The sequence below is a fragment of the Maledivibacter halophilus genome, assembly GCF_900167445.1.
Taxonomy (GTDB): domain Bacteria; phylum Bacillota; class Clostridia; order Peptostreptococcales; family Caminicellaceae; genus Maledivibacter; species Maledivibacter halophilus.
The window spans coordinates 20,216-43,228 of the sequence record NZ_FUZT01000020.1 but is presented as its reverse complement, the minus strand read 5'-3'; the positions used below and the strand labels follow the sequence as shown (position 1 = coordinate 43,228).

The 23,013-nt window shown below is 30.2% G+C and carries 25 protein-coding genes; 4 read left to right on the top strand and 21 right to left on the bottom strand.

Features of this window, described 5'->3' with window-relative positions:
• Positions 1–114 precede the first annotated feature (114 nt).
• The 9 genes from B5X81_RS24580 to B5X81_RS24540 form a co-directional block, all read right to left on the bottom strand.
• Positions 115–1,473, bottom strand: coding sequence for a hypothetical protein (locus tag B5X81_RS24580; RefSeq protein WP_079495678.1), 1,359 nt, complete (start codon positions 1,471–1,473; stop codon positions 115–117).
• Positions 1,466–2,011 carry a sigma-70 family RNA polymerase sigma factor gene (locus B5X81_RS24575; RefSeq protein WP_139380463.1) on the bottom strand — a complete coding sequence of 182 codons (546 nt, stop codon included), beginning with the start codon at positions 2,009–2,011 and terminating at the stop codon, positions 1,466–1,468. Before B5X81_RS24575 ends, B5X81_RS24580 begins: the two co-directional genes overlap by 8 nt.
• 229 nt (positions 2,012–2,240) lie before the next feature.
• Positions 2,241–2,687 carry an Hsp20/alpha crystallin family protein gene (locus B5X81_RS24570; RefSeq protein WP_079495676.1) on the bottom strand — a complete coding sequence of 149 codons (447 nt, stop codon included), beginning with the start codon at positions 2,685–2,687 and terminating at the stop codon, positions 2,241–2,243.
• 88 nt (positions 2,688–2,775) lie between these two features.
• A complete protein-coding gene (locus tag B5X81_RS24565; RefSeq protein WP_079495675.1) occupies positions 2,776–3,315 on the bottom strand; it encodes a hypothetical protein in 540 nt (179 codons plus the stop codon).
• A gap of 128 nt (positions 3,316–3,443) precedes the next feature.
• The gene (locus B5X81_RS24560; RefSeq protein ID WP_079495674.1) at positions 3,444–4,340 is read right to left on the bottom strand and encodes an acetamidase/formamidase family protein; all 897 of its coding nucleotides are present in this window, start codon (positions 4,338–4,340) and stop codon (positions 3,444–3,446) included.
• Between the two features lie 115 nt (positions 4,341–4,455).
• On the bottom strand, positions 4,456–4,869 hold the full coding sequence (locus B5X81_RS24555) for a secondary thiamine-phosphate synthase enzyme YjbQ (protein ID WP_079495673.1): 414 nt from the start codon (positions 4,867–4,869) through the stop codon (positions 4,456–4,458).
• Positions 4,870–4,978: 109 nt separating this feature from the next.
• On the bottom strand, positions 4,979–6,166 hold the full coding sequence (locus B5X81_RS24550; RefSeq protein ID WP_079495672.1) for a dicarboxylate/amino acid:cation symporter: 1,188 nt from the start codon (positions 6,164–6,166) through the stop codon (positions 4,979–4,981).
• A 699-nt stretch (positions 6,167–6,865) separates the two neighbouring features.
• Positions 6,866–8,770, bottom strand: coding sequence for an oxidoreductase (locus tag B5X81_RS24545; protein WP_079495671.1), 1,905 nt, complete (start codon positions 8,768–8,770; stop codon positions 6,866–6,868).
• Positions 8,771–8,918: 148 nt separating this feature from the next.
• Positions 8,919–9,422, bottom strand: a complete 504-nt coding sequence (locus B5X81_RS24540) for a MarR family winged helix-turn-helix transcriptional regulator (protein ID WP_079495670.1) — start codon at positions 9,420–9,422, stop codon at positions 8,919–8,921.
• A 270-nt stretch (positions 9,423–9,692) separates the two neighbouring features.
• On the opposite strand from B5X81_RS24540, the gene B5X81_RS24535 reads away from it, so the two are divergent.
• Entirely contained in the window at positions 9,693–10,382 is a 690-nt protein-coding gene (locus tag B5X81_RS24535; protein WP_079495669.1) for a LysM peptidoglycan-binding domain-containing protein, read from the top strand.
• A 143-nt stretch (positions 10,383–10,525) separates the two neighbouring features.
• Here B5X81_RS24535 and B5X81_RS24530 read toward each other — a convergent pair whose 3' ends face one another.
• The 7 genes from B5X81_RS24530 to B5X81_RS24500 form a co-directional block, all read right to left on the bottom strand.
• Positions 10,526–11,350 (bottom strand): pseudouridine-5'-phosphate glycosidase, encoded by an 825-nt coding sequence (locus tag B5X81_RS24530; protein ID WP_079495668.1) that lies wholly within the window; start codon positions 11,348–11,350, stop codon positions 10,526–10,528.
• The gene (locus B5X81_RS24525; RefSeq protein WP_208985133.1) at positions 11,328–12,440 is read right to left on the bottom strand and encodes a sugar ABC transporter substrate-binding protein; all 1,113 of its coding nucleotides are present in this window, start codon (positions 12,438–12,440) and stop codon (positions 11,328–11,330) included. The genes B5X81_RS24530 and B5X81_RS24525 overlap by 23 nt, the downstream gene beginning before the upstream one ends.
• A gap of 97 nt (positions 12,441–12,537) precedes the next feature.
• Positions 12,538–13,518, bottom strand: coding sequence for an ABC transporter permease (locus B5X81_RS24520; protein ID WP_079495667.1), 981 nt, complete (start codon positions 13,516–13,518; stop codon positions 12,538–12,540).
• Positions 13,519–13,545: 27 nt separating this feature from the next.
• Complete coding sequence (locus B5X81_RS24515) at positions 13,546–14,295, bottom strand: ATP-binding cassette domain-containing protein (protein WP_079495666.1); 750 nt, start codon at positions 14,293–14,295, stop codon at positions 13,546–13,548.
• Positions 14,296–14,522: 227 nt separating this feature from the next.
• On the bottom strand, positions 14,523–14,855 hold the full coding sequence (locus B5X81_RS24510; protein ID WP_244282239.1) for a YddF family protein: 333 nt from the start codon (positions 14,853–14,855) through the stop codon (positions 14,523–14,525).
• 20 nt (positions 14,856–14,875) lie between these two features.
• Positions 14,876–15,235 (bottom strand): VOC family protein, encoded by a 360-nt coding sequence (locus tag B5X81_RS24505; protein ID WP_079495665.1) that lies wholly within the window; start codon positions 15,233–15,235, stop codon positions 14,876–14,878.
• Positions 15,236–15,357: 122 nt separating this feature from the next.
• Positions 15,358–15,504 (bottom strand): helix-turn-helix transcriptional regulator, encoded by a 147-nt coding sequence (locus B5X81_RS24500; protein WP_079495689.1) that lies wholly within the window; start codon positions 15,502–15,504, stop codon positions 15,358–15,360.
• Positions 15,505–15,808: 304 nt separating this feature from the next.
• Between B5X81_RS24500 and B5X81_RS24495 the strand changes: the two genes are divergently transcribed.
• Positions 15,809–16,999, top strand: a complete 1,191-nt coding sequence (locus B5X81_RS24495; protein ID WP_079495664.1) for an L-lactate MFS transporter — start codon at positions 15,809–15,811, stop codon at positions 16,997–16,999.
• Positions 17,000–17,012: 13 nt separating this feature from the next.
• Here B5X81_RS24495 and B5X81_RS24490 read toward each other — a convergent pair whose 3' ends face one another.
• The 5 genes from B5X81_RS24490 to B5X81_RS24470 form a co-directional block, all read right to left on the bottom strand.
• Positions 17,013–17,636 (bottom strand): LysE family transporter, encoded by a 624-nt coding sequence (locus B5X81_RS24490; RefSeq protein ID WP_079495663.1) that lies wholly within the window; start codon positions 17,634–17,636, stop codon positions 17,013–17,015.
• Positions 17,637–17,775: 139 nt separating this feature from the next.
• Positions 17,776–18,273 (bottom strand): peptide deformylase, encoded by a 498-nt coding sequence (locus B5X81_RS24485; RefSeq protein WP_079495662.1) that lies wholly within the window; start codon positions 18,271–18,273, stop codon positions 17,776–17,778.
• Between the two features lie 23 nt (positions 18,274–18,296).
• Entirely contained in the window at positions 18,297–19,388 is a 1,092-nt protein-coding gene (locus B5X81_RS24480) for a glycosyltransferase (protein ID WP_170917597.1), read from the bottom strand.
• A 92-nt stretch (positions 19,389–19,480) separates the two neighbouring features.
• The gene (locus B5X81_RS24475) at positions 19,481–20,026 is read right to left on the bottom strand and encodes a hypothetical protein (protein ID WP_079495660.1); all 546 of its coding nucleotides are present in this window, start codon (positions 20,024–20,026) and stop codon (positions 19,481–19,483) included.
• A 1-nt stretch (position 20,027) separates the two neighbouring features.
• Complete coding sequence (locus B5X81_RS24470; protein WP_079495659.1) at positions 20,028–20,921, bottom strand: hypothetical protein; 894 nt, start codon at positions 20,919–20,921, stop codon at positions 20,028–20,030.
• A 288-nt stretch (positions 20,922–21,209) separates the two neighbouring features.
• Here B5X81_RS24470 and B5X81_RS24465 point away from each other — a divergent pair, with 288 nt between their 5' ends.
• Complete coding sequence (locus B5X81_RS24465) at positions 21,210–21,554, top strand: hypothetical protein (RefSeq protein ID WP_079495658.1); 345 nt, start codon at positions 21,210–21,212, stop codon at positions 21,552–21,554.
• Between the two features lie 248 nt (positions 21,555–21,802).
• A complete protein-coding gene (locus tag B5X81_RS24460; protein ID WP_079495657.1) occupies positions 21,803–23,002 on the top strand; it encodes a cation:proton antiporter in 1,200 nt (399 codons plus the stop codon).
• Positions 23,003–23,013 lie beyond the last annotated feature (11 nt).

Sequence of the window (23,013 nt, the reverse complement as noted above, 5' to 3'; positions counted from 1 at the left end):
ATTCGAAATAAAAAATAACGTCTATCCTTTATAAATACTCTGTATAGACGTTATTTGTGATTCTAAAATTTCCAATAAATTAAGCTTTTAAGAGCCTACATCTATATCTTATATCTATTTTAAATCAATTACCCAGTCTCCATTAATTACAAATTTTGGATATGATATATTGATATTAGCAGCATTAATATCTTTGTCAAATTCCAGCTTCATAACTGCTTTGTCATTAATAAATTCAGTAGATATTTTCCTTATATTATCGCTATATAAATTAAAAGACCTTATATTTATATTTTTATCTAAATCGGTATTTAAATCAAATTCTACCTCAGCAGATGTAGGAGATACTCTTTTTATATTCTTAATGATAGCCTTTTGAATTTTAAAATCAATTTCTTTATTTAAACTTACTTCTCCTTCATCTGGAATATTAAGTGAAATTGAATCTATACTCTCATGGTAAGAAGCAATTATAGCTGGTAATTTCAATATAAAATTTTTGTCTTTTGGTGCTTCTGTTTCAAATACAGTTACAGGACTTCCCTTTGTATCTTTAGGAATTTCTAGCTCATATTTATTATCCATCTCATCAAATATATAAATACTGTCAGTTTTATTACCCGAAGAAAACGACATAGTACCTTTTTCACCTAAATCTTCAAATCCAGATGATACCTTTATTTCACTCGGCTTTCCAAATCTACTTAATTCTAATTTTTCATCTTCAAATGACGCAATTAATTGTATAGTCAATTTTTCATTTCCTTCAATAATTTTAGCCCCAATATTTACACCCTTAATTTCATTATCTGAGGCCTTTGAAATATAAATTTCATCATTTGAATCTAGGCTTTCAGCTTCTTCCAATGAAATGTCATAGGATTTCCCTGCAATCTTAAGCTCAAAGTCTTTAAAGGGATCTATATTATAATTTTCTTCATTTTTGTTCATGAAGCTAAAGCTATATCCTTTCTTTTCTCCAAATTGGGAATATCCATATCCACCAGGATAATAGACAACATTAGGATCATTTTTAGGTATAATATTTATATCCTCCAATTCACTTTCACTTAAATCTGTAGTTAATTCCATTTCCAGTTTTCCCTTAGAAACCATCACACTTTCCAGCTTAATATCTTCATCCAACTCATAACCTTCCCTCAAGTAATAGGCCTTTCCATCAACAATAGTTGAATATACTGGAGTTTTATTAAAGAATGATTTAATAACCTGGGAAATATCATCGGCATATACAGTAGTTATAGTTAACAAACATATGCATGCAACAGCCACATAAGGAAGTTTTATTCTCTTTTTACTTTTAACTTTTTTACTATTATTCAATTTTTCACAAGCCTTTTTCTTTATGGAATCCATGTCTATTTCTACTCCTTCCATCAACTTATCAATTTCTTTTTCAATTAAATCATCATCCATATTATTTAATAGTTTAATTAATTTGTCTTCATTCATAATTTAACGCCTCCTTTATGATTTTTCTCCCCCTTAAAAGCCTGTTATCTACAGCAGGCCTAGATAAATTAAAGGCATTTGCCAAATCACTTATTTTTTCACCAAAGAAATACCTTCTGAAAAATATTTCTTTATCAATTTCATTAAAGGAATTAATTATTTTTATAACTCTTTCTTGATCCTGTCTCAAAAAAAATTGTTTTTCTAGATTATAATTGTCCTCTAGTTGAAGCTTTTCAATACTAATAACATTCTTTACTTTTCTTTTTCGCTTATATGTAAGGGCTTTATATTTTGTTAAAATCAAAAGCCATGTTCTAAAATTTCCTTTTTCCTGATCAAATTCATTAATTTTAAGCCAGGCCTCTAGAAAAACATCAGATACACATTCTTCAATATCTTCTTTCTTAAGTGATTTGTATAAAATATTATAAGCTAAGCAATAAATTGTTTTTGTATATTTGCTTATCATATATTCATAAGCAAGTGTATCTTTATTTTTTATTCCTTCCACAAGTGCACTCTGTGAATATTCCAAGATATTTAACCCCCCTTTCATATATTACTACGCTTTGATTATCTTTTTTCTCTCAAAATTTCTATTCAGTTTATATGAAATATCAATAATCCTATAATTAAATTTTCACTTAAAACAAAGATTTTTCATGTATATTACAAAAAATAATGTCTATGTATAAATATACTATACATAGACATTATTTTATATAATAAAAGCAGGCATTTAAGCCTGCTTGCTCAATTTTTAATTATTGAATATCAATTTTTCTACTACCCTTTGATGGTTTTTCCTTTGGAAGAACCACCTTTAAAACCCCATTTTCAGGTGCCTTTGCAGCAATTGCATCTTCCTTTACATTTGGAATATAAAATGAACGACTTATTTTACCAACTCTTCTTTCTCTTCTAATATAGTTATCTCTTTCCTCATTTACTTCTTCATTTTGATTAATGCTTAAATATAAATGGTCATTTCTATATTCCAAATTGATTTGATCCTTTGTAAATCCTGGGACTTCTGCTTCTACTATATATTCTTTATCATTTTCCTTTATGTCGGCCTTAATAGACCCAAAAGAAAAATCCTTAAAGAAATTATCAGTCATTAAACCAGAAAAGAAGTTGTCCCTAAACACTTCTTCAGCTGCATCCAACATTCTTCTACCTCTTTTGTCAAATGGCATCAAGTTAAACATTTAGAACTCCTCCTTTATTAATATTATTTAACTTCTAATAATATTTTATACCTAAGGTCAAAGAAAGTCAAGGTCTATTTTTATTTGACTAATTCATTTTATTCTTACCATAAATAATAAATCTGCTCTTTAATTTAAAACCAACCTTAGTTCCAATAAAGCCTAAAATATATATTATAAAAATAAGTAATGCAAAAAGTTTTATTCCAAATAATTTATACATATAATTCCCTGTAATATAATTTGTAACCCCTACCCCTATAATAAAGCTCCATACTGGGTATAAAGATGCAGAAATACTAATATTTCTTTCGGTTCCATAGTTTCTAATAAATACTACTGTAATTAAGTCTGCTAATACCCCTGATAAAAATATTGACATAGTCATAAATGGATTAATAAAAAACATAATTCCACCAAATATAAAACTAACTATAGTCATAGTCCATAGCTTTTTTGTTTTTGAAATTGCAATATACATAAAAATCGATAGATAAGGAGCCATGAAGACAAATTTTGATCCTGGTATTGGCAACGTCTTACTAATAATATACAAAAAATATCCTCCCACTAATAATGCAGCTGTTATAATACCTAAAAATGTTAAATTTCTAATATCACTTTTCATTTTTTCTCCTCTTTTTTGAAGCAAAAAGCTTTTCTATAAAACAAGAAAAGCTCTTTACTTAACAATTATATATTTTTAAATGCTTTTATATTCTATATGTTCAAATCAGGCTTTTAAAATCTATGATTCTAAAAAGCTATTCCTACCCCTAGTTTCTTCATTAAATCTCTAGGCATAGAAAATCTTGCGGTTTTCAGCGGGTCTACTATTTGGGATATCTCTGTATTACCCCAAGCACTCATTAACATACCTGCTTCATTTAATGTAAGGTCCGTCCATTTCAAAAGATAGCTAGCCATATCTTTTGTGGCAATATCTACAGCATCATCAAGAGTTTTTGCAGAAGCAATTGCTGATATAGCCGAAGAAGTAACTACTAATGGATTTTTTAGCTTTATATTGGAAGCTTTTTCAATACTTACATCAACTTCTCCTCCCACTTCTACTCCAGTACCTACTATTTCCCCATCACCCATTGCTGCGTGAAGATCTCCCATCGACAATAAACCACCCTCTACCTGTGAAGGTAAATATATGGTGCTGCCCTTAGAGATTAGCTTTGTATCCATATTCCCTCCATGGGTATCTGGAGTACCACAGGGGATATCCTCTCCAGAGGGTGCTATGCCAATAACCCCTATCATAGGATTTATTGGTATGGCTAATCCTTTAAATTTGGCAAAACCATTATCAATTGGTATCATCAAAGTTTGAGATTCCTTAATAATATCTCCAAGAACGCCAGATTTAGGAGCAGCAATCATAACCCCTGGAGAGTTTACCCTTATATCCTTTATATGTACAGCTATTACATCCCCAGGCTTAACTCCTTTTAAATAAACTGGACCCGTTGCAGGATTTATTCTGTCAAAGCTTAATTTTTCTAATTTGTCCTTTTCACTTTTAATTTGCCCCTCAAAACAATCTAAGGTTTCAAATGTTAAATGACTAGGCAAATCAACACTAGTAACCACTTCATTATTTTTACTCATCTCATAGACATGGTTTTTAGAAGAAATAAACATGATTTTTCCCCCTTATAGTTATTTTATTTAGTCAACAGCAACCCAAGTTGTCCAATTTCTTTAATTCTCTTTAAATAATCTGTTTCTATATTTCTTTTAAATTTCCTTTATTTTCTTAACCTAAATCTCTCATAACCTTAATAAATACTTTCCTACTTCTGGGGCCATCAAATTCACAAAAATATATACTCTGCCAAGTTCCTAAAAGAAGTTTTCCTTTATTTATTATAATTGTCTTTTCCGATCCCATAAAGGAAGATTTTAAATGAGCATGAGAATTTCCTTCAAAATGTTTATAATCACCCTTTATTGGGAACACCTTATTAAGAGCTAATATCATATCTCTCACTACATCAGGATCAGCATTTTCATTAATTGTAATCCCCGCTGTAGTATGAGGACAATAGACAACTGCAATACCATTTTCAACACCGGATTTTTTTAAAATATCATTTACTAAATAGGTTATGTCCACAAATTCTTGAGAATTTTTTGTTGTAATTTGAAACTCAAATAAATTATTATCCATAAGTATCTCCTCTCCTATTCTAATCGTCCTCCTTGTTTCCAATAAAAAAGGTTGTCTCAGTTATAGAGTGTATTTTCTATTCTGAGACAACCCCTTATTAACCTAAAACTTAGGCTGCAAGATTTTCTTTCCTTTTTAACTTTTTACCGGATATTTTATTCATTATAATAGCTATTGCTCCATCCCCTGTAACATTACATGCTGTTCCAAAACTATCTTGGGCAAGATACAAAGTCATCATTAAAGATGATAATGTGGGTGAAAAATTAAGCATAGTTTCTAAGAGTCCTAGGGCTGCCATAACAGCTCCTCCTGGCACTCCTGGAGCTGCAATCATTGTAACTCCAAGCATTAAAATAAAGGGAAATAAACTACTGAATGGAGTGGCCATCCCATTTAGCATCATTACAGCCATAGCACAACTTGTAATAGTAATTGTGCTTCCTGATAAATGTATAGTTGCACAAAGTGGGATAACGAATTCCCCAATTCCATCATCTACTCCATTTAACTTTGTTTGTCTTAATGTAACCGGAATAGCTGCAGCCGATGACTGGGTTCCAATTGCTGTAAAATATGCTGGAATCATTGTTTTAACTAATTTAAAGGGATTAGAAGCTGTAATAGTCCCTGCAATAAAATATTGAACTAGAATAACAATAATATGTAGAATAATAATCATAACAAAAACCTTTGCAAATACAGAAATTATAGTGGCAACTTCCCCTGCATAGGTCATATTGGCAAATATACCTAATATATGAATTGGAAGAAGGGGTATGATTATATTAGATATTACTTTCTCTATAATTTCTTGGAATTCATGCATGAATTTTTTTATAATTTCTCCCTTTATAACTGCTATTCCAAGTCCCAATATAAAGGCAATTATAAGGGCTGTCATAACTCCCATAATAGGTGGAATGTCTATTTCAAAAAACGGTTTCAAAAGAGCTTCAGCCGGATTTCTGGTATCCACGGCTAAATTCCTTAGGTTCAATACTCTAGGCAGTACAGTTAAACTTGTAAAATAGGCCAATGATCCAGATACAATTGTAGACAAATACGCTAATCCAGCAGTAAAAGCTAAAAGTTTCCCTGCTCCTTTTCCAAGATCTCCTATACCGGGAGCAATAAAACCTATAATAATAAGGGGAATAGCAAATCCTAAGAAACTTCCAAAAATATCGCTAAAAGTAACAAATATTTTGATAAACCCTTCTGATGCTATATTACCTATTACAATCCCTAATATAATAGCAATAATGAGTCTTGGAAGCAAACCTAACTTCTTCATAAAATGAACTCCTCTCCTTTTTACAGTTGTAATCTTTTACACTTGATAGTATTTATAAAACAAATTACAAAGAAAATAGTCAATGTTTCTACAGCCTTTCTTTGTAATTTATCTTATTATAGTAAAACAATATCAAAATTAATCTGATAATTTATATAGGATAAATATTTCAGAATTAGATATTGTTAAAAAAAAAACAATTTCTAAAAACATTTTTGTCTTCTGTATGCGTACAATATCTTTCTGGCCTCAAAAATGTTTTTTTGAAATTATAAAGTCTATCATTATTGAAAATACATTGATCATTTAGTTCAAAATCCAAAATGAATTATTTTGATATTTAGGATATATTTTACTTAATGTATGTTTACTTCGAACAGTATATCATTTTTATTACTTTCATTCAAGTATTATTATAATAAATTAATAATTTTGTTTTTTATTCTTTATAAAATTTTGTATTTACACTTTTAAAATATATTATTGAAATCATGTTCTTTCTATATTGGCTAGTTTACTACCTTCTATATTTTATAATTTTTATTGTATAACTTTCAATTTACTATTTTTTCGAAATTTATAGATAATTCCCTATAACCATACCTATAATATATTGTTATTTTTTTAACTATAAAACACATAGAAAATACATATAATTTCCCTTATCTTTCAGGTGGATATTATAATCCACCTGATTTTTTATATTTCACTAGAAACAAGAAAACCTTCTTCAACGGCTTCTATTATCCTCCTTGGGCTATTGGCATCTCCAACAAGATAAACTTCCTTAAAGCTGTCTTTAATATTCTCGACAATTGAATCGTTTGGCTTATATCCTGTGGCAATTATTACATTATCAACTTTTATTTCTTTATCTTCAAGAATAATTAGATCTTCTTTTATTTCCTCTACCTTAGCATTTACATGTTGCTGAACTCCATATTCATTCAATAATTTAAAGAGATGACCTACAAAAGTAGCACCTATATCCTTTGCTATAGCATCCATCATTTCTATGATATGAACCTTTATTCCCTTATAAGCAAGGAATTTTGCGGTTTCAGTTCCTACAAGCCCACCGCCGATTATTGCAACAGTTTGTCCAACTTTAACTTTTTCATTTAAAACGTCCTCAGCTATTAGCACATTTTTGGAATTAATACCCTTAATTTGGGGAACCGTTTGGAAGGATCCAGTGGCTACAATTACTGAATCAGGACTAAATTCTTCAAGATCTTTTGCTGATTTAATTTCCTTTTGTACAAACTTAATATCTAGTTTTGTCATTTGATTATATAGATATTCTTTAAAAAGCATAAAGGTTTCCTTTTCTGGTGGAGAAGATAAGGTCTCTAACTTTCCGCCTATCTTATCATCTTTATCTACTAAAACAACATTATGCCCTCTTAACTTAGCTACCCTTGCAGCCTCTAGTCCAGCTGGTCCTGCTCCTACTATAACCACATTTTTTATTTCCTCAGCCTTTTGAATTTTTCTATCCTTTTCACGACCTGCCCTTGCATTTACAAGACACTGTACTCCTTGTCCTATAAAAACCTTATCTATGCAACCTTGATTACAAGCAACACAGTATCTAATATCTTTATACTGCTTATTTTTCATTTTAATTACCAACTCTTCATCACTTATAAGACCTCTACCTATAGCTACCATATCAGCTTTATCATTTTCAATTATATCCTCTATTAGCTCTGCATTATTCAATCTTGCTGCAACTATCACTGGAACCTTAATATTCCTTTTAAGTTTTTCAGAAAAGGGTACAATGAATCCTTGCTTTACAAACATAGGTTGAATTGTATATTCTACAGAATCATAGCTTCCAGCTGTTAAACTTATAGCCTTAACCCCTGCTTTTTCTGCTTCTTTGCATATAGTCTTAACTTCTTCAAAACCCAAACCATCTTTAAGGTATTCATCGGCACTTATTCTAATTGTAACAGGGACCTTTTCACCACATACCTTTATTATGTCCCTTAAAACTGCCATTGGAAATCTCATCCTATTTTCAAGACTTCCGCCATATTCATCTGTTCTTTTGTTACTATGAGGTGATAGAAAACTATGGAGCAGATATCCATGGGCAAAATGTACTTCAATTAAGTCAAATCCAGCTTCTATGCTTCTCTCTGCTGCTTTTACAAATTTCCTATGCATTTCATCAATATCTTTTTTTGTCATTTCCCTTGGATTGTTTCCAAGTATTTCACATGGAATGGCGCTAGGTGAAATTGGCTGAATTCCTGTTACTCCTTGACTTGCTTGTCTCCCAGCATGATAGAGCTGCGCACCTATTTTTCCACCAGCTTCATGAACGGCATCTGTCATTCTCTTAAGCTCTGGAATAAACTTATCTTCATATATATTTAGCTGGGTAGGAAGCCCTCTACCTTCAGGAGAAACTGCAATAGAACCGGTTATAATAATAGATACTTCATTTTTAGCTCTTTCAACAAAAAAATCTATAAGACCTTCACTCATTTCTCCACCAATTTGGGCAAGTCCATTTTCCATAGGCGCCATCATAAATCTGTTTTTCAATACTAAATTACCAATCTTTATGGGTGTAAAAAGTTTTGACATATTTTTTCCTCCTCATTTTATAAAATAATATTCGTAAGCGAATTACATGTGTAAAAAAATGATCTGTTAATCAATCATGAAATTCGTTAACGAATTTATTCTGTGGCTTTATTGTATATTATTAATTATTAAGTGTCAATAGATTATGTTATCTTTTTAACATTTTATTTGATGAAACCCGTAAATAACTTTTAAAATCAGTAGAGTCACCATTTCCCATAAGATCATATATTTTTTCTAGAGTTTCAAGAAATTTTTCTACTTCTTCTATATCTAAGCTTCTAAGAAGTCCCATGAATTCAAATGCTAATTTAGTATTTACACTCTCTTCTAATATTCTTTTACCTCCTTCTGTTATATAAATTTTAATAGTTCTACTATTATCTAAATACTTTTCTTTTCTCACATAGCCTTTTTTCTCAAGTCTACTTATAAGGGCAGAAGTGGTTGACTTATTCCAAAAAGCTATGTTTCCTAACTCATTTAATGTCAATCCATCATCAAGGTGTAATATCCAAAGAGCATGTTGTTGAGCGTGTGTCAAACCCACTTCATTTGCAACTTTCTCCCAATCTTTTTGTATATTCATATAATTAGCTCTCATTAAGTTTAAGAATATATTAAAATAATAGTTACCTATATTTCTATTCAACTTAATCCCTCCAAAATCCAAGATTGTAATTATGAATATAAGATATTATATACAATTATATTTGTCAATCAAATCACTTTTTTCTCTTCTTATTCTTGGCGTTATATCTCCTCAGCTTTACTATACTATGAAAATAGTTCTGATACAACAGAACTGCCTCCTTATTTATTTCTTCCTTTTTTCTTCAATTTATATCTAAAAAATATTCACTTTTCTAAATAGATAATCATATTATAATATTATCTTAGAAAGAAGGATGTGTTTAAAATAATGTACAGAATACAATGTCCTAGGGGTACAATGAGTTATACTATAAGGGCAGGAGATACCTTGTATGGAATAGCATTAAAATATAATACTAACGTTCAAACTTTATTATTTTTAAATCCAACTATAAATCCATTTTTCCTAGTAGTTGGCGATGCGATATGTGTTCCAAGAAGAAGGAGACCTCCTTGTCCAAATGGTTTTTACTATACCGTTCAGTCTGGAGATACTTTATACTCAATTGCAAGGAGATACAATGTATCAGTTAGGGAAATACAAAATGCTAATCCTTCATTAGATCCTTTCAATCTAATCGTTGGAGATGTGCTATGTATACCTAGAAGGCAAATAAGCTGCCCTGGCGGTAGAGTTCATACAGTTAATGAAAGAGACACTTTATTAACACTGGCAACAACCTATAACGTTTCCTTTAATGCTTTGAGTGAAGCAAATCCAGATGTTGACTTTGATAACTTAAGAGTTGGGCAGCAAATATGCATTCCACCTTTCACTCCAAGTATAAGCTGTCCTGGTGGTAGAACCTACATTATTAGAAGAGGAGATACTTTATCCAGCATAGCAGAAAACTTTGTAGTATCTGCCACAGAAATATTAAAATTAAATCCTACGCTAGCTCCCGGAGAGTTTGTTGAAGGAATTTTAATTTGTTTACCTGAAGAAGCTCCAGTATAAGAAAAGTCTCCTTTCTCATTTTGTATTGCCTTTAATTTTATTAAATGAGAAAGGAGTTTTTTTATAAAAAAACAACGTCTACAATATAGTATATCCCATATATAGACGTTATTTTCTTATGATAAAGTCATGTAATAAAATCTTTAATCATTGAATTTTAGCTTCCTATTTGTTATTAATTCTGCAATTTCAATATTTGAAATTAAAGCATCAAACTGTATTTTAGAAGATAATCCTAAGCTTAATCTGTCAAAACAAGCATTGGCTACTGGATGATAATGAGTTCCTTCCAATTCAGCTTTTTTCCCAGATTTAATTGCTTCATCTAAGAAATATTTATTTTTAAGGCGTTTTTCTTCTTTAATAGGATTAAGAATTAAATTACAACCATATGGCATTTTATTTAAATCCTCATAACTTAAATTAACTGAAAGTTTATAATCATCTAATTTCATTATATATCCATTACAATACTTTGTATTTACGCCAAAGATTTTCACCCCATTATCTTTAAGCCAGCTTAAAGTTGCTGGAATATCAAGCATATCCTTTGGAGATGTTGCCACAAGGGTAATTCCCAATTGAGACAATGCAGGTAAATCATAGCAAAGTCTTTCAGCTTTAATATCTCCTATACCGCCAATACCAGCAGTTACAACAACAGGATATCCAGTTTTTTTTGCAATTACCATGGTACCCGAAGCAGTTAGATATGCATTTGTATTTTTATTAAATTTTTCCTTCAATTTAAGGCCATCAAATCTTTTCCAATTATTTATACTTTCTTTTGCTAAAAGAAACTCCTCTATATTACCTATCTTAGGCTGTCCACCTTCAATCCACGCCAGAACTGCACCCTTAGGCCATTGTGAAATTATATCATCACTTTTTACAGATATAAGACCATGTCCCAATAATGCCGTTTCCACAAGATAATTTTTTTTATTATTTCCAGCCATCGAATTCATTTACATTATCCCTATTTACAACAATTAGAGGAGAATATACTGGTTCTTTTATTTCTTGTCCCTGTGACAATTTAAGTGCTAAAAGAAGAGCCGCTTTTGTATATATCTTTGGCGAATATGTAATAGAACCATCAAGTCTACCTTCTTTTATTGCTTCTTGAGCTTCCTTTGTAAAGTCAACACCATAAATTATTATTCCATCTCTTTTTCCAGCTGTTTCAAGGGCTTCTACCGCCGCAAGAGCCATAACATCATTGCAGCAAAAAATACCCTTTAAGTCCGGATTTGCTTGAATAAGGTCGGTAGCAATATTATAAGCCGTATTGCGATCCCAATTTCCAGGCTGGATACTTACAAGTTCAACACCTTCTGTAGCTTCAAAGGTTTCCTTTGCTCCCTTTGTACGACCTTCACTTTGACCTGCTCCAGGAATTCCTTGTATTATAGCCACTTTTCCTCCATCAGGCATATTTTTTAACATATCCTCTGCAACCATTTTTCCTTGGTTTTCAAAATCAACTGTTATAACACCATCAAGATGTCCCTCTTGCTTTTTAAGGGCTTCTTTATTTACACCAGGCCCTAAATTTATCACTGGTATACCTGCCTGGTTTGCTCTAATTATACCGGGAATTAAATTGTTTCCATCAATAGGAGAAAAGACAATTGCATTATAATCCTTTACAGCCATACTATCTAAAGTTTCAAGCTGAGAAGTAGTATCCCCTTCGCTAGGAGCAGCCATAACCTCAACATCAATTCCTAATTCTTTTCCGGCTTCTTCATAGCAGCTTTTCATATTGGCCCAGAAGGGATTAGTCAAAGAAATAATAAGAACTCCAATTTTTTCTCCCTTGTTAAGCTCAGGCATAGGATTTAATTGATTAGTTAAAGCTTCTTCCATCTGAGCAAGCTTTGTATTTTCCTTTTCTGTTTCATTCTTTTCTGTTTTATCTTTAGTTTCCTCTGAACTATCTACTTTAGGTTTTTCTGTAGTTGCCTGTGTGTTTTTTTCTCCACTACATCCAAAAAGTAAGCTAGTACATAGAGTTAAGATGAGAACTATTGCTAAAATTTTTCTTCCCTTCAATTTGTACATCTCCTTTAAAATATAATTTATATTTGAGGAAATTGCATAATACATGTGAAAAATTTTAATTATGCAAGTTTCTCATTTACTAAAATTATTATATCTGCACTTGTCTTCGCTGCCGAATCTCTGACACTGTTACAGAAATAATAATAATAAGTCCTATAAACAGCTGCTGGTAATAGGAAGAAATACTCAATATGGTTAATCCATTTCTCATAACCGATAAAAGAATACAAGCAATAATAGTCCCTCCTATGCTAGCTTTGCCTCCTTTCATAGAGGTTCCTCCTAAAATTACTGCAGCAATAATATCTGTTTCCAGCATAAAGCCAGCATTTGGCTCAGCTGCATTAAGCCTTGAGGTCATAATTAAACTTGCTAAAGCAGCTGTTAATCCTGAGAACATATACACCGTTGTCTTATAAAATTTTACATAGACTCCAACACGTCTTAGAGATTCCTCATTTCCTCCAAGGGCAAGAGTATACTGTCCCCATTTTGTATACTTTAATAAAAACAATGAAAGGACTATTAAAGCTATAGATAATATTATCGGTGGATTTATCTTACCAAAATCTCCTTTTCCAAAATATGTAAATTCTAAAGGAAATCCATATATCGGCGTACCTTCTGTAATAACAAGGGCTAGTCCCCGATAAAGGGACATTGTACCTATAGTTACAATGAAGGGTGCTATTTTAAATAGTGAAATAATCATTCCATTAATAATGCCTAAAATCGCTCCTGTTAAAATTCCTAGGCCTATAGACAATTCTATAGAAAAATTATTTTTAAGTAATAGTCCCATTACTATGCCAATTATGGCAACCATACTTCCAATGGATAAGTCTATTCCTCCTGTGGCAATTACAAATGTCATTCCTATAGCTAATATCAGCTTAAGTGAACAGTGATCTAATATGTTACGGATATTATTCCATGTAAAGAAAAAGGGTGAGTTAATTGAAATAAAAACAACCATTATTATCAATATGCATAATAAAAACAATTGGGTAAATGGTTTATCAATTCCCTTGGATTTTTTACTATCCTGTTTAATATATTTTTTAATCAAAGTCTTCACTCTTTCTTTAAACTAGCTTTACAGACTACTGCTAATTTTTTTCATTAGATCTGTAGGTGTCGTTTCTTCTTTCATAACATTTTCTACTATTTTTCCATGTCTCATAATATTTATATTGTCAGCAATATCAAAGACCTGATAAATATCGTGACTTATTATTAAAACAGAAAATCCTTTTTTTGGTAAAGATTTAATCAAAGAATTAATTGCTCCAGACTCCTTTATTCCCATAGCGGCTGTTGGCTCATCAAATATAATTAACTTTTGTCCCTGAAAAATTGCCCTTGCAATTGCAACGGATTGTCTTTGCCCTCCAGATAAATATCCCACAGGTGTTTTTAAATATGGAATATTTATATTAAGAGCCTTTATTAATTTTTCTGATTCCTTATACATTTCTTTATAATTTATAATAAAACCGAATTTAGTGATTTCTCGTCCAAGAAATATATTTCCCGCTATATCTCTGTGATTATCGAGGGATAAATCTTGATAAACCGTTGCCATTCCATTTTTATAGGCTAATCCAGGTGTAAGATGTCTATAATTTATATTTCTAATATGTATACTTCCCCTGTCAGGCCTTAGGGTTCCTGATAAGATTTTTATAAGGGTACTTTTACCTGATCCGTTGTCTCCGACAATAGCTGTTATTTCATTTTCAAAAACTTCCATAGACACATCATCTAAAGCTTTAATTTTCCCAAAGCTTTTTGTAATATTTTTTAAAGACACAAAAACGTTTTTGTTTTTATTGGATTCATCCATAATATTCACCCTAAAATATGATAGTCCTTTAACAAATGGTATTTTAGCATAAAGGGTTTGCTTATTCAAATCAAGAAAATCTATATAAATTAATGTACTATAAATTTTTTTTATATGATAAATTTATTGCTGTTATTTCCAATGGGTATTAGCTTACGTTTACAGATTCTATATAACTAAACCCCACAATAAAATTGTAGGGTTTAGTTATATAATTTATTGAAATTTTATTCTAGCCTCTCCATCAGTTTAAAGGAATAACCTATCTTTTCTATTTCTTCTCTACTTAAGACAATACCTTCTGGTGGTCTTTTGTTCAATTTAAAAACAATTGCTTTTTGACCAACCTGCTGTCTAAATTGTATACGATTCATAGATATATCAATTTTAAATAACTCCGACATTATTTCGGCTGTTGATTCGTGTCCTATTGCAGATATAAAACCATTTTTATAGATAAGTTTTTTAGCACTGTCTATATCTATATCACTTATCTTATAAATACCATTTGTAGTGGCAATAGTCCCATTAAATAAAGCAACCTCCATACTTTGGCCCATAATTATCACCTCTATAATTACTATAAGAATTTTTGAATTTCTACGGTATATCCATTAGGATCTTGTACAAAAAAATGATAGATTTGAAATTTTTCATTAGTCTTTGGCCCTTCCTTTATTATATATCCTTTTTGAGTTAAAGTATCGTATATATCATCTACATTTTCAGTCAATAAAGTAATAATAGGGCTTTTTTCTCCTAACACTATTTCTATATGGGAACAAAAACCAATTTTCCCTCCACCTTCAATTTCATATATACGGCATAGTCTTTGATCTTTATACAATTTTAAATCAAGTATTTCTCTATAAAACTTATCTGTTTTATCTAAATCTTCAGTTCCAAAAAATATAATGCTCCCCTGCCAATTATTTGCCATCACATCAGTTCTCCTTTTTTGATATATATTCACTATTTAAGTATAGATTTCCTTCTGATTGTCATAAAAAAATCTCCAAAATAATAATGGAGATTCATAATAAGAATTATATATCATAAATACTAGTCTTTTTTATATATAAATAATTCCTCTATGGAAGCTTGTAATGCCTCAGCTATATCAAATGCCAATTTTAAAGATGGATTGTATTTACCCTTTTCTAAATGACTTATTGTCTCTCTTCTAACACCTACTAAATCATATAATATTGAATAACTCTTTAATTCTAATTCCTATCATGGAAATTTGGATATTTGCTTTTCACTAATTCCAAAAATTTATTTCTTTAATAATATTGCAAAAACAATAATTCACATATATAAAAAATCAATATACAGTAAACTATATTAATATGATAAAAAATTAATTTTAGTAAAGCTCAATCTCTACTTATATTCAATTGAGAAACTTGCATAATTAACATTATTAATTTTAAAATTCTTTACATGTATTATGCAATTTCCTCAATTATTCAACAAATACTTTTATTTATTACAAAGGAGGCTTATATTAATGAATAAAAAAGCAATCAATCGCTGGTTTGTCGTTCTTGGAGCTGTATTATTACAAATGTGTATAGGTGCCATTTACACATGGAGTTTATTCAATCAACCTCTCATGGATAAATTCAATTGGGAAAGTAATGAGGTAGTTCTCACTTATTCAATTGCCATTTTTGTTTTTGCCTTTGCAACTATTTTTTCTGGCAGGCTTCAAGATAAAATAGGCCCTAGAAAAATTGCCACTATTGGTGCCATTCTTTATGGAGGAGGATTGATATTAGCCTCTACTGCCACTTCAATTATACAATTGTATCTTTATTATGGTATTATAGCTGGAAGTGGAGTTGGATTTGCTTATGTTTGTCCATTATCCACTTGTGTTAAATGGTTTCCCGAAAAGAAGGGCTTTATTACAGGTATAGCCGTTGGTGCCTTTGGACTTGGAAGTTTAGTATTTAAATCTTTAATTGAATATTTTATAGAAAATAGCGGTGTTTCTTCAGCATTTCTTTATTTAGGTATAATTTACACTGCCTTAGGTTTAATTGGCGCCCAATTTCTAATTCTTCCACCAACCGAAAATAGTTCACCTCTTGAAAGCTCAAATACTGTTGTGAAGCAGGAATTTAAAGTTGGAGAAATGATTAAAACCAAGTCCTTTTATATTATTTGGATAATGTATTTCTTTGGATGTATGAGTGGTCTATTAGTTATAGGACTAGCTAAGGATATAGGTATTCAATTAGCTGGGCTTAAAGCTTCAGCAGCTGCAAATGCAGTTGCTATGATAGCTCTTTTTAATGCAGGCGGAAGACTTATATGGGGTACTCTTTCAGATAAATTAGGTAGAATCAGAGTTGTGACAATAATGTTTATAATAACTGCCATATCGATGATTATAATGAGTGTAACCACCTTAAATTATATTACTTTCTTTGCTTCTTTAGCTGGTATTGCTTTCTGTTTTGGAGGTTTTTTGGCAGTTTTTCCAACAATAACAGGAGAATTCTTTGGCATTAAAAATCTGGGAGCAAACTACGGAATAGTATACCAGGCCTATGGGTTAGCAGCACTAGCCGGTCCTATAATTGTGGCAGGAGCTGGTGGTTTAAAACCCACGTTCTTAATAGCCGCTTTACTTGCTGTATTAGGTGCCGCATTAACTTTCATGGTAAAAAGACCTGAAGTAGATAGTATATAGTAATATAATTTTTTTATTTATAAAATAAATCTATAACACCAGATATAGAAAATGCACTATAAATTAAAAATAGTCCCATAGTCATATTAAATTGTCTTCTATATTTTGATAGAAATTTATTGAATAGAGAGCCAAACAATGCCCAACATGAAGTTGATAAAAAACCTACAAAAGCTAAAAAAATCGAAAAGAGAATTATTGCCACATTTGATTTATAGTAAGGAATAATAAAATTAGATACTACAGTTATACCAAAGAGTATAGCCTTTGGATTAACAAATTGCATTAATATCCCATTAAGAAAAGAATTTAAGTTATTCTCATCGGTTATTTCTTCCTCGTTGTTATTATCAGTTTTTTCTTTACTATTTATAATCTTAAAAGCTAAATATGTCATATATCCTGCTCCTAATATTCCCATAAATATTTTAACTTTAGGTATCAGATTAAAAAGTAAAAGATTGAAATAACCGCTTAGCAGTATGATTATAAAAAATCCTGTACAAACTCCTAAAATAAAATCTAGTGTTTTTTTATAACCAACTTTACTAGCATTTGCCATAGACATAATATTATTTGGTCCCGGCGTAAAGGATACAACAAAAACATAAGATAAAAATGCACCTAGATTAAACATAAAATAACCTCCTTTTAGAATCTATGATGATATTGTATATAAAAACTGTATTATAAAACACTATATCATATATTATGCACAATGTGCAATATAACGTTCAATAAAAGGAGGTAAATTTTTTTAAATTTATTTACAATTGCTATTGATTCAAGGAATCCTTAATTTTAAAAGACCTACCGTCTATTGCTTTAGAAACCGCTAATATTCCATCTAAATGGTCATATTCATGCTGCAAAAGCTCCGAAAGGTCCCCTTCTAATTCCAATATATTATCCTTCCAATCTAAATCCTTATAATATATTTTTATTCTCTTATATCTTTTCACTTTAACTAATAAATTTGGAAAAGACATACAATCATCCCATACTTCCATCATTTCATTATCTAAATATTGTAATTTAGGATTAATAAAGATTGTAGGCCTATCATTAATATTCATATATATCAGTCTCTTGAAATATCCAATTTGTGGAGCTGCTATGGCCCTTCCTACTTTATATTTTTCTCTAAAATTCATTAATGTATAATGTAAATCCTTAGCTATTTCTTTTACCTCTATTATTTCCGCTCTATTTATCTCCTCAGATTTTTTATATAAATCTTCATTTCCCAATAACAATATTTTTTTAACTGCCATAAAAAACTCCCCTTAATAATAAATTATATCTCATCCTTTATTACTTTAATATACTTGTCAACAATATCTTCCTTAACATACTTTTTAGATGCCTTAAAAGCTGCATCAGAATATTTTTTAAAGGTGTTTTTATCTTTTAATATTTCTTTAATGGCTTTTTTTACCCCTTCAATATCTCCATAGGGTATTAATTTCCCTGTGCCAGGTGCAACAATTGATTTAGCAGCTGGATAGGAATTATATACAATTACAGGCATACCTACTGAAAAGGCTTCAACCAAGACATTCCCAAAGCCTTCAGAATTGGATAGAAGCAATAATACACTATTTTCCTTTGCAACTTCAGTAATATCATCTATAATACCTTTAACATTCACCTTTGAATATCTCAATAGGATTTCACTTATTCCATATCCATATGCATTTAATTTATATTCCGGGTATATTATGTCAGCGACTTCAATATACTCCATTATATTCTTTTGGAGAATATCGAATCTACCTAGGTACATTACATTATTGGTATATCTACATATTTGATTCCTAGATGTTTTTGAGGGATTAGGAACAATATATGATTTATATGTACAATGAATATTTGAATTTTCTATGATTTTTTCAATTTCCTCTTTATCATATTTTGTAAAGAATAGAAACTTATCAATATATTTCAATCTATCCTTTAAAATAATTGGTATTTTAGTATTTCCCATTGATGCTAAAGTTACATCTGGTTTACCGGACTGAAATATAATTATCTCATTTTCCCTCAGCTGCCTTTTAGTTAATAAAAGTAGTTTTTGTGCACCAAATACAATTATTTTTGACCCCGGGACAATTGATTTTTTAGATATATTTTCATTTTTCTCCATAATAATGGTTTTGTAATATTGTACCTTATCAGCTAACTTTTTTTCAATTGTTGCAACCTCAACATTTGGCAATTTACTTAATTTTATATCCTTTTCATTGTATATCAAAACATTTTCTATAAATTTCTGCTCTGGCATTGCCTTTTCTATTAACCGAATTATAGTTTGTACTCCCCCTATAGTTTGAGAGCATTTGTTACTTATAAAATAAATAATATTGCTTTGTTTTGATATGTTGTTCATACTAAACTCCTCTTCCATTACAAACTAATTCATTTAAAAAATAGTATTAGAAATAAATTAAACTTTCCATTTATTTCTCTATTGGTTTCTAACTATTCAACAAATATATTTCTTATTTCCCGAATCAACACCATCAAATATATTCGTAAAATAATAAACATAATAGCCACTATAGTATTCAAAACAATTATATTAAATACAAGAGCAAAATTTAAAAATATAATACCTATTATTAAAACTATTATATAAAATCTTAATTTCTTTGTATTTGATTGGGCTAAATCCAAATGATTATTGATCTTTAGATATTCTATAGTTCCTTCAATACATTTATAAAACATAAACATCTCCATAACAATATCTAGAACTATCATAAACTCATTGAATAGAAAAAAATTCATTGCTTCTATGGAAATAAATCCCTGGAGCTCTCCTATGCCAGTTGTAATAATAGTAATAATTGCAAAAACCCTTGCTGTCTTAAAAAGCTCTATATTTGTATCTTTATATAAAGAAGCTATCCCACTTGAAATAATCATAAATCCTATAAAGGAAGGCAATATCTTAATGCCTCCTAAATTTATATTAAAGGTTGCAATAAAAATCCCCCAAAATATCTTATTGTATCCATTATACATGCTAAATCTCCCCCCTTGCCCTTAAATAATTAAATATCCCTTTTAAATCAAAATCATAGGGAGTGTAATTGATATTATATATCCGTGTATATGATATATTTCCTTCTATATCTTCATAATATAATTTAGGCTTAATATCATAAAATGTATATTTGCTAACTATATCCTTTGGAGCTATAAATTTGGCATTTATAGCTAAAGATTTATCTTTTTCATATTTAACTCCTGAAACTTTCCTATAATCTGTATCTCCTATAGACAGATCAAAATAATCCTTTAAATCCTCTAATAATGGAGATTTAACCTCTAATAGTTTTATAGCTTTTGTAACCCTTCCCTCAAAACTAGATGTCCCATCGGAAGAACTGCCGGAACTTATAGAATCTATATAATCATTTTTTCTTTCATTCTTATATATTATTATTCTGCCCAAATTTATATCCAGAGTGCTTCCATCATTAAATTTTACTTTGGCATTGTTAAGCTCGGTTTCATTAAATTCTCTATCTATATTATTCAAATTCATATCAATATATATAGTATTAAGGGCGTATCTTCCATATATATCTCTACTTTGATTATTATAGTTATTATTATTGAAAAATGAAAACATCCCGCCGCCCTTAGGCCAATGTGAAACAGTAACTTCAATATCAGGTTCTTCTTCAAATTCAATTTCCATAACTTTTCTACTATCGGATATATTAGTTATGTACCTAACCTCAAAGTTCTCTAAAACACTTAAATTTTCATCACCAGATGTATATTCTTCAACATACATCTTTAAAAATACAGGTTTTTCTAAACTATAAATCAATGAAAAGCCTGCAGTAAAAATTAATGATAAAGTAATTAACACAAGTCCAAATTTTAGTATTTTCTTATTTAATTCCACTATTCTCACCACCTAATACAATATATCATATATCTTCAATACAAAATTATATTTTCCTTCATTAATGATAAAGAATAAGAAATCATACTTATACATATTCCAGTAAAATAGTTAATTTATATATATCAAAAATCCTTAGAAGCATTGGATATTTTGATATGTATAAATCAAGTTTTACTATGGGAAATCTATATATTTGACTTTTATTTTTTCTCTGCTATAATGATATCTGATCCAATGATTTACATAAATTATAATATTTTCAGATAATATAAGGAAGGTGGATTTATGCAGGTTCTTGTATGTGTAATTAATAAAAAAGACTGTTTGGAATCTATTTTAGAAAATTTCATTAATTCAGGTATAATGGGAGCCACCATAATCGACAGCATAGGTATGGCTAGAGTATTAAACGATACGGAGCCAAGTAATTTACCTGCCTTTGGTTCTATAAGGATGATTTTAAATGAAAATCGCCCCTTTAATAAAACAATTTTTGTGGTATTAAAGGATAGCCAGGTTGATACTGCCATCAATTGTATAAAAAAAGAAGTTGGAGACATAAATGAACCTGGTATAGGAATTCTATTCACCATACCCGTTAACCATGTAGAGGGAGGTATGTTGAAATAATTATATAGATATTCCAGTAAAATAGTTAATTTATACATCTCAAAAATCCTTAGAAACACTGGATATTTTGATACGTATAAATTAAATTTTACTATGGGAAATCTATATATATAGTGAAACAATCTTAAAATTTAATTTATAGACTTTAAAACATCGATCTTCTGCGATTTTTTAAGATTTATAAATCCAACTTTGATATTGTTTCACTGTATTACAAATAAATATAAAGGCAAGAGGAGAATCTAAAAATGAATGCTTTATATTACGTATCAATTGTCTTAATATCCGGTATTATAATGGCTAGAATTATATCTAAGCTAAATTTGCCCTATGTAACCGGATATCTGTTAGGAGGAATTATTATAGGTCCTTCTTTTTTAAATTTAGTCCCAAAGGACATTTCTACTGGGCTATTAATAATTTCAGAGATGGCATTGGGATTTATTGCATATAGCATAGGAAGCGAGTTTAATATCGAATATATGAAAAAACTTGGAAAATCCATGTTCTTGATAACTTTACTAGAATCTCTAGGTGCTGTTTTAATGGTTTTCGTTACTATGTTTATAATATTTAAACAACCTTTATCCTTCAGTCTTATTCTAGCATCCATTGCGGCCACTACAGCTCCGGCAGCAACCATAATGGTAATAAGGCAGTACAAGGCCAAGGGAAAACTAGTTGACACATTATTACCTGTGGTAGCCATAGATGATGCCATAGGCATTATAGTTTTTGGGATCGTAGTATCTATAGCAAAGCAAGTATCTAACAGTATCAATGGTTTTTCTCTAACCAGTGGATTATTGACTCCAATTTGGGAAATTGGAGCCGCTTTAGTTTTAGGAATTGTTATAGGATTTGTATTAACATTGGTTTCACGAAAAGCAAAGGGTAGAGATGAACTGCTGAGTATTGTAATTGCAACTATTTGTCTGTCCATAGGTATCGCAAATTTCTTAAATATATCTACCCTTCTTTTATGTATGACTATTGGTGCAGTAATCAGTAATATTTCTCCTAATAATATGAAGGTTATAACCATTACTGACTCCTTTACCCCACCTATTTATATTATGTTTTTCACATTAGCTGGAGTAGAGTTAGACATAAGATTGATGAAATATGTAGGTTTATTAGGGATAGGATATATTATAGCTAGAGTAGCTGGAAAAGTCCTTGGAGCGTATTTAGGTTGTAAATTATCAAATATGCCTAAAAAAGTGCAAAACTATTTAGGACTTACTTTAATCCCCCAAGCAGGTGTGGCAATAGGATTATCCATGACCGCCCAATTAGATTTTCCTGAGGTAGGAGCTAAGGTAAGAACTATTATACTTGGAGCAACCATTGTATACGAGCTAATAGGACCTGCTATTACTAAATATGCACTCATGAAATCAGGAGATATACAGCTAAAAAATCCCAAGCTTCAAACTGCTAAGTAGCCTTGTCTTAT

Bases quoted from the DNA above. Each gene is read 5' to 3' on its own strand.
- B5X81_RS24545 (WP_079495671.1), bottom strand. From the start codon at position 8,770: ATGTCAAAACTTTTTACACCCATAAAGATTGGTAATTTAGTATTGAAA.
- B5X81_RS24535 (WP_079495669.1), top strand. From the start codon at position 9,693: ATGTACAGAATACAATGTCCTAGGGGTACAATGAGTTATACTATAAGG.
- B5X81_RS24480 (WP_170917597.1), bottom strand. From the start codon at position 19,388: ATGAACAACATATCAAAACAAAGCAATATTATTTATTTTATAAGTAAC.
- B5X81_RS24510 (WP_244282239.1), bottom strand. From the start codon at position 14,855: ATGGGCCAAAGTATGGAGGTTGCTTTATTTAATGGGACTATTGCCACT.
- B5X81_RS24570 (WP_079495676.1), bottom strand. From the start codon at position 2,687: ATGTTTAACTTGATGCCATTTGACAAAAGAGGTAGAAGAATGTTGGAT.
- B5X81_RS24460 (WP_079495657.1), top strand. From the start codon at position 21,803: ATGAATGCTTTATATTACGTATCAATTGTCTTAATATCCGGTATTATA.
- B5X81_RS24515 (WP_079495666.1), bottom strand. From the start codon at position 14,295: ATGGATGAATCCAATAAAAACAAAAACGTTTTTGTGTCTTTAAAAAAT.
- B5X81_RS24560 (WP_079495674.1), bottom strand. From the start codon at position 4,340: ATGTTTATTTCTTCTAAAAACCATGTCTATGAGATGAGTAAAAATAAT.
- B5X81_RS24465 (WP_079495658.1), top strand. From the start codon at position 21,210: ATGCAGGTTCTTGTATGTGTAATTAATAAAAAAGACTGTTTGGAATCT.
- B5X81_RS24505 (WP_079495665.1), bottom strand. From the start codon at position 15,235: ATGGCAAATAATTGGCAGGGGAGCATTATATTTTTTGGAACTGAAGAT.
- B5X81_RS24475 (WP_079495660.1), bottom strand. From the start codon at position 20,026: ATGTATAATGGATACAATAAGATATTTTGGGGGATTTTTATTGCAACC.
- B5X81_RS24550 (WP_079495672.1), bottom strand. From the start codon at position 6,166: ATGAAGAAGTTAGGTTTGCTTCCAAGACTCATTATTGCTATTATATTA.
- B5X81_RS24565 (WP_079495675.1), bottom strand. From the start codon at position 3,315: ATGAAAAGTGATATTAGAAATTTAACATTTTTAGGTATTATAACAGCT.
- B5X81_RS24580 (WP_079495678.1), bottom strand. From the start codon at position 1,473: ATGAATGAAGACAAATTAATTAAACTATTAAATAATATGGATGATGAT.
- B5X81_RS24530 (WP_079495668.1), bottom strand. From the start codon at position 11,350: ATGAATTCGATGGCTGGAAATAATAAAAAAAATTATCTTGTGGAAACG.
- B5X81_RS24555 (WP_079495673.1), bottom strand. From the start codon at position 4,869: ATGGATAATAATTTATTTGAGTTTCAAATTACAACAAAAAATTCTCAA.
- B5X81_RS24485 (WP_079495662.1), bottom strand. From the start codon at position 18,273: ATGGCAGTTAAAAAAATATTGTTATTGGGAAATGAAGATTTATATAAA.
- B5X81_RS24495 (WP_079495664.1), top strand. From the start codon at position 15,809: ATGAATAAAAAAGCAATCAATCGCTGGTTTGTCGTTCTTGGAGCTGTA.
- B5X81_RS24490 (WP_079495663.1), bottom strand. From the start codon at position 17,636: ATGTTTAATCTAGGTGCATTTTTATCTTATGTTTTTGTTGTATCCTTT.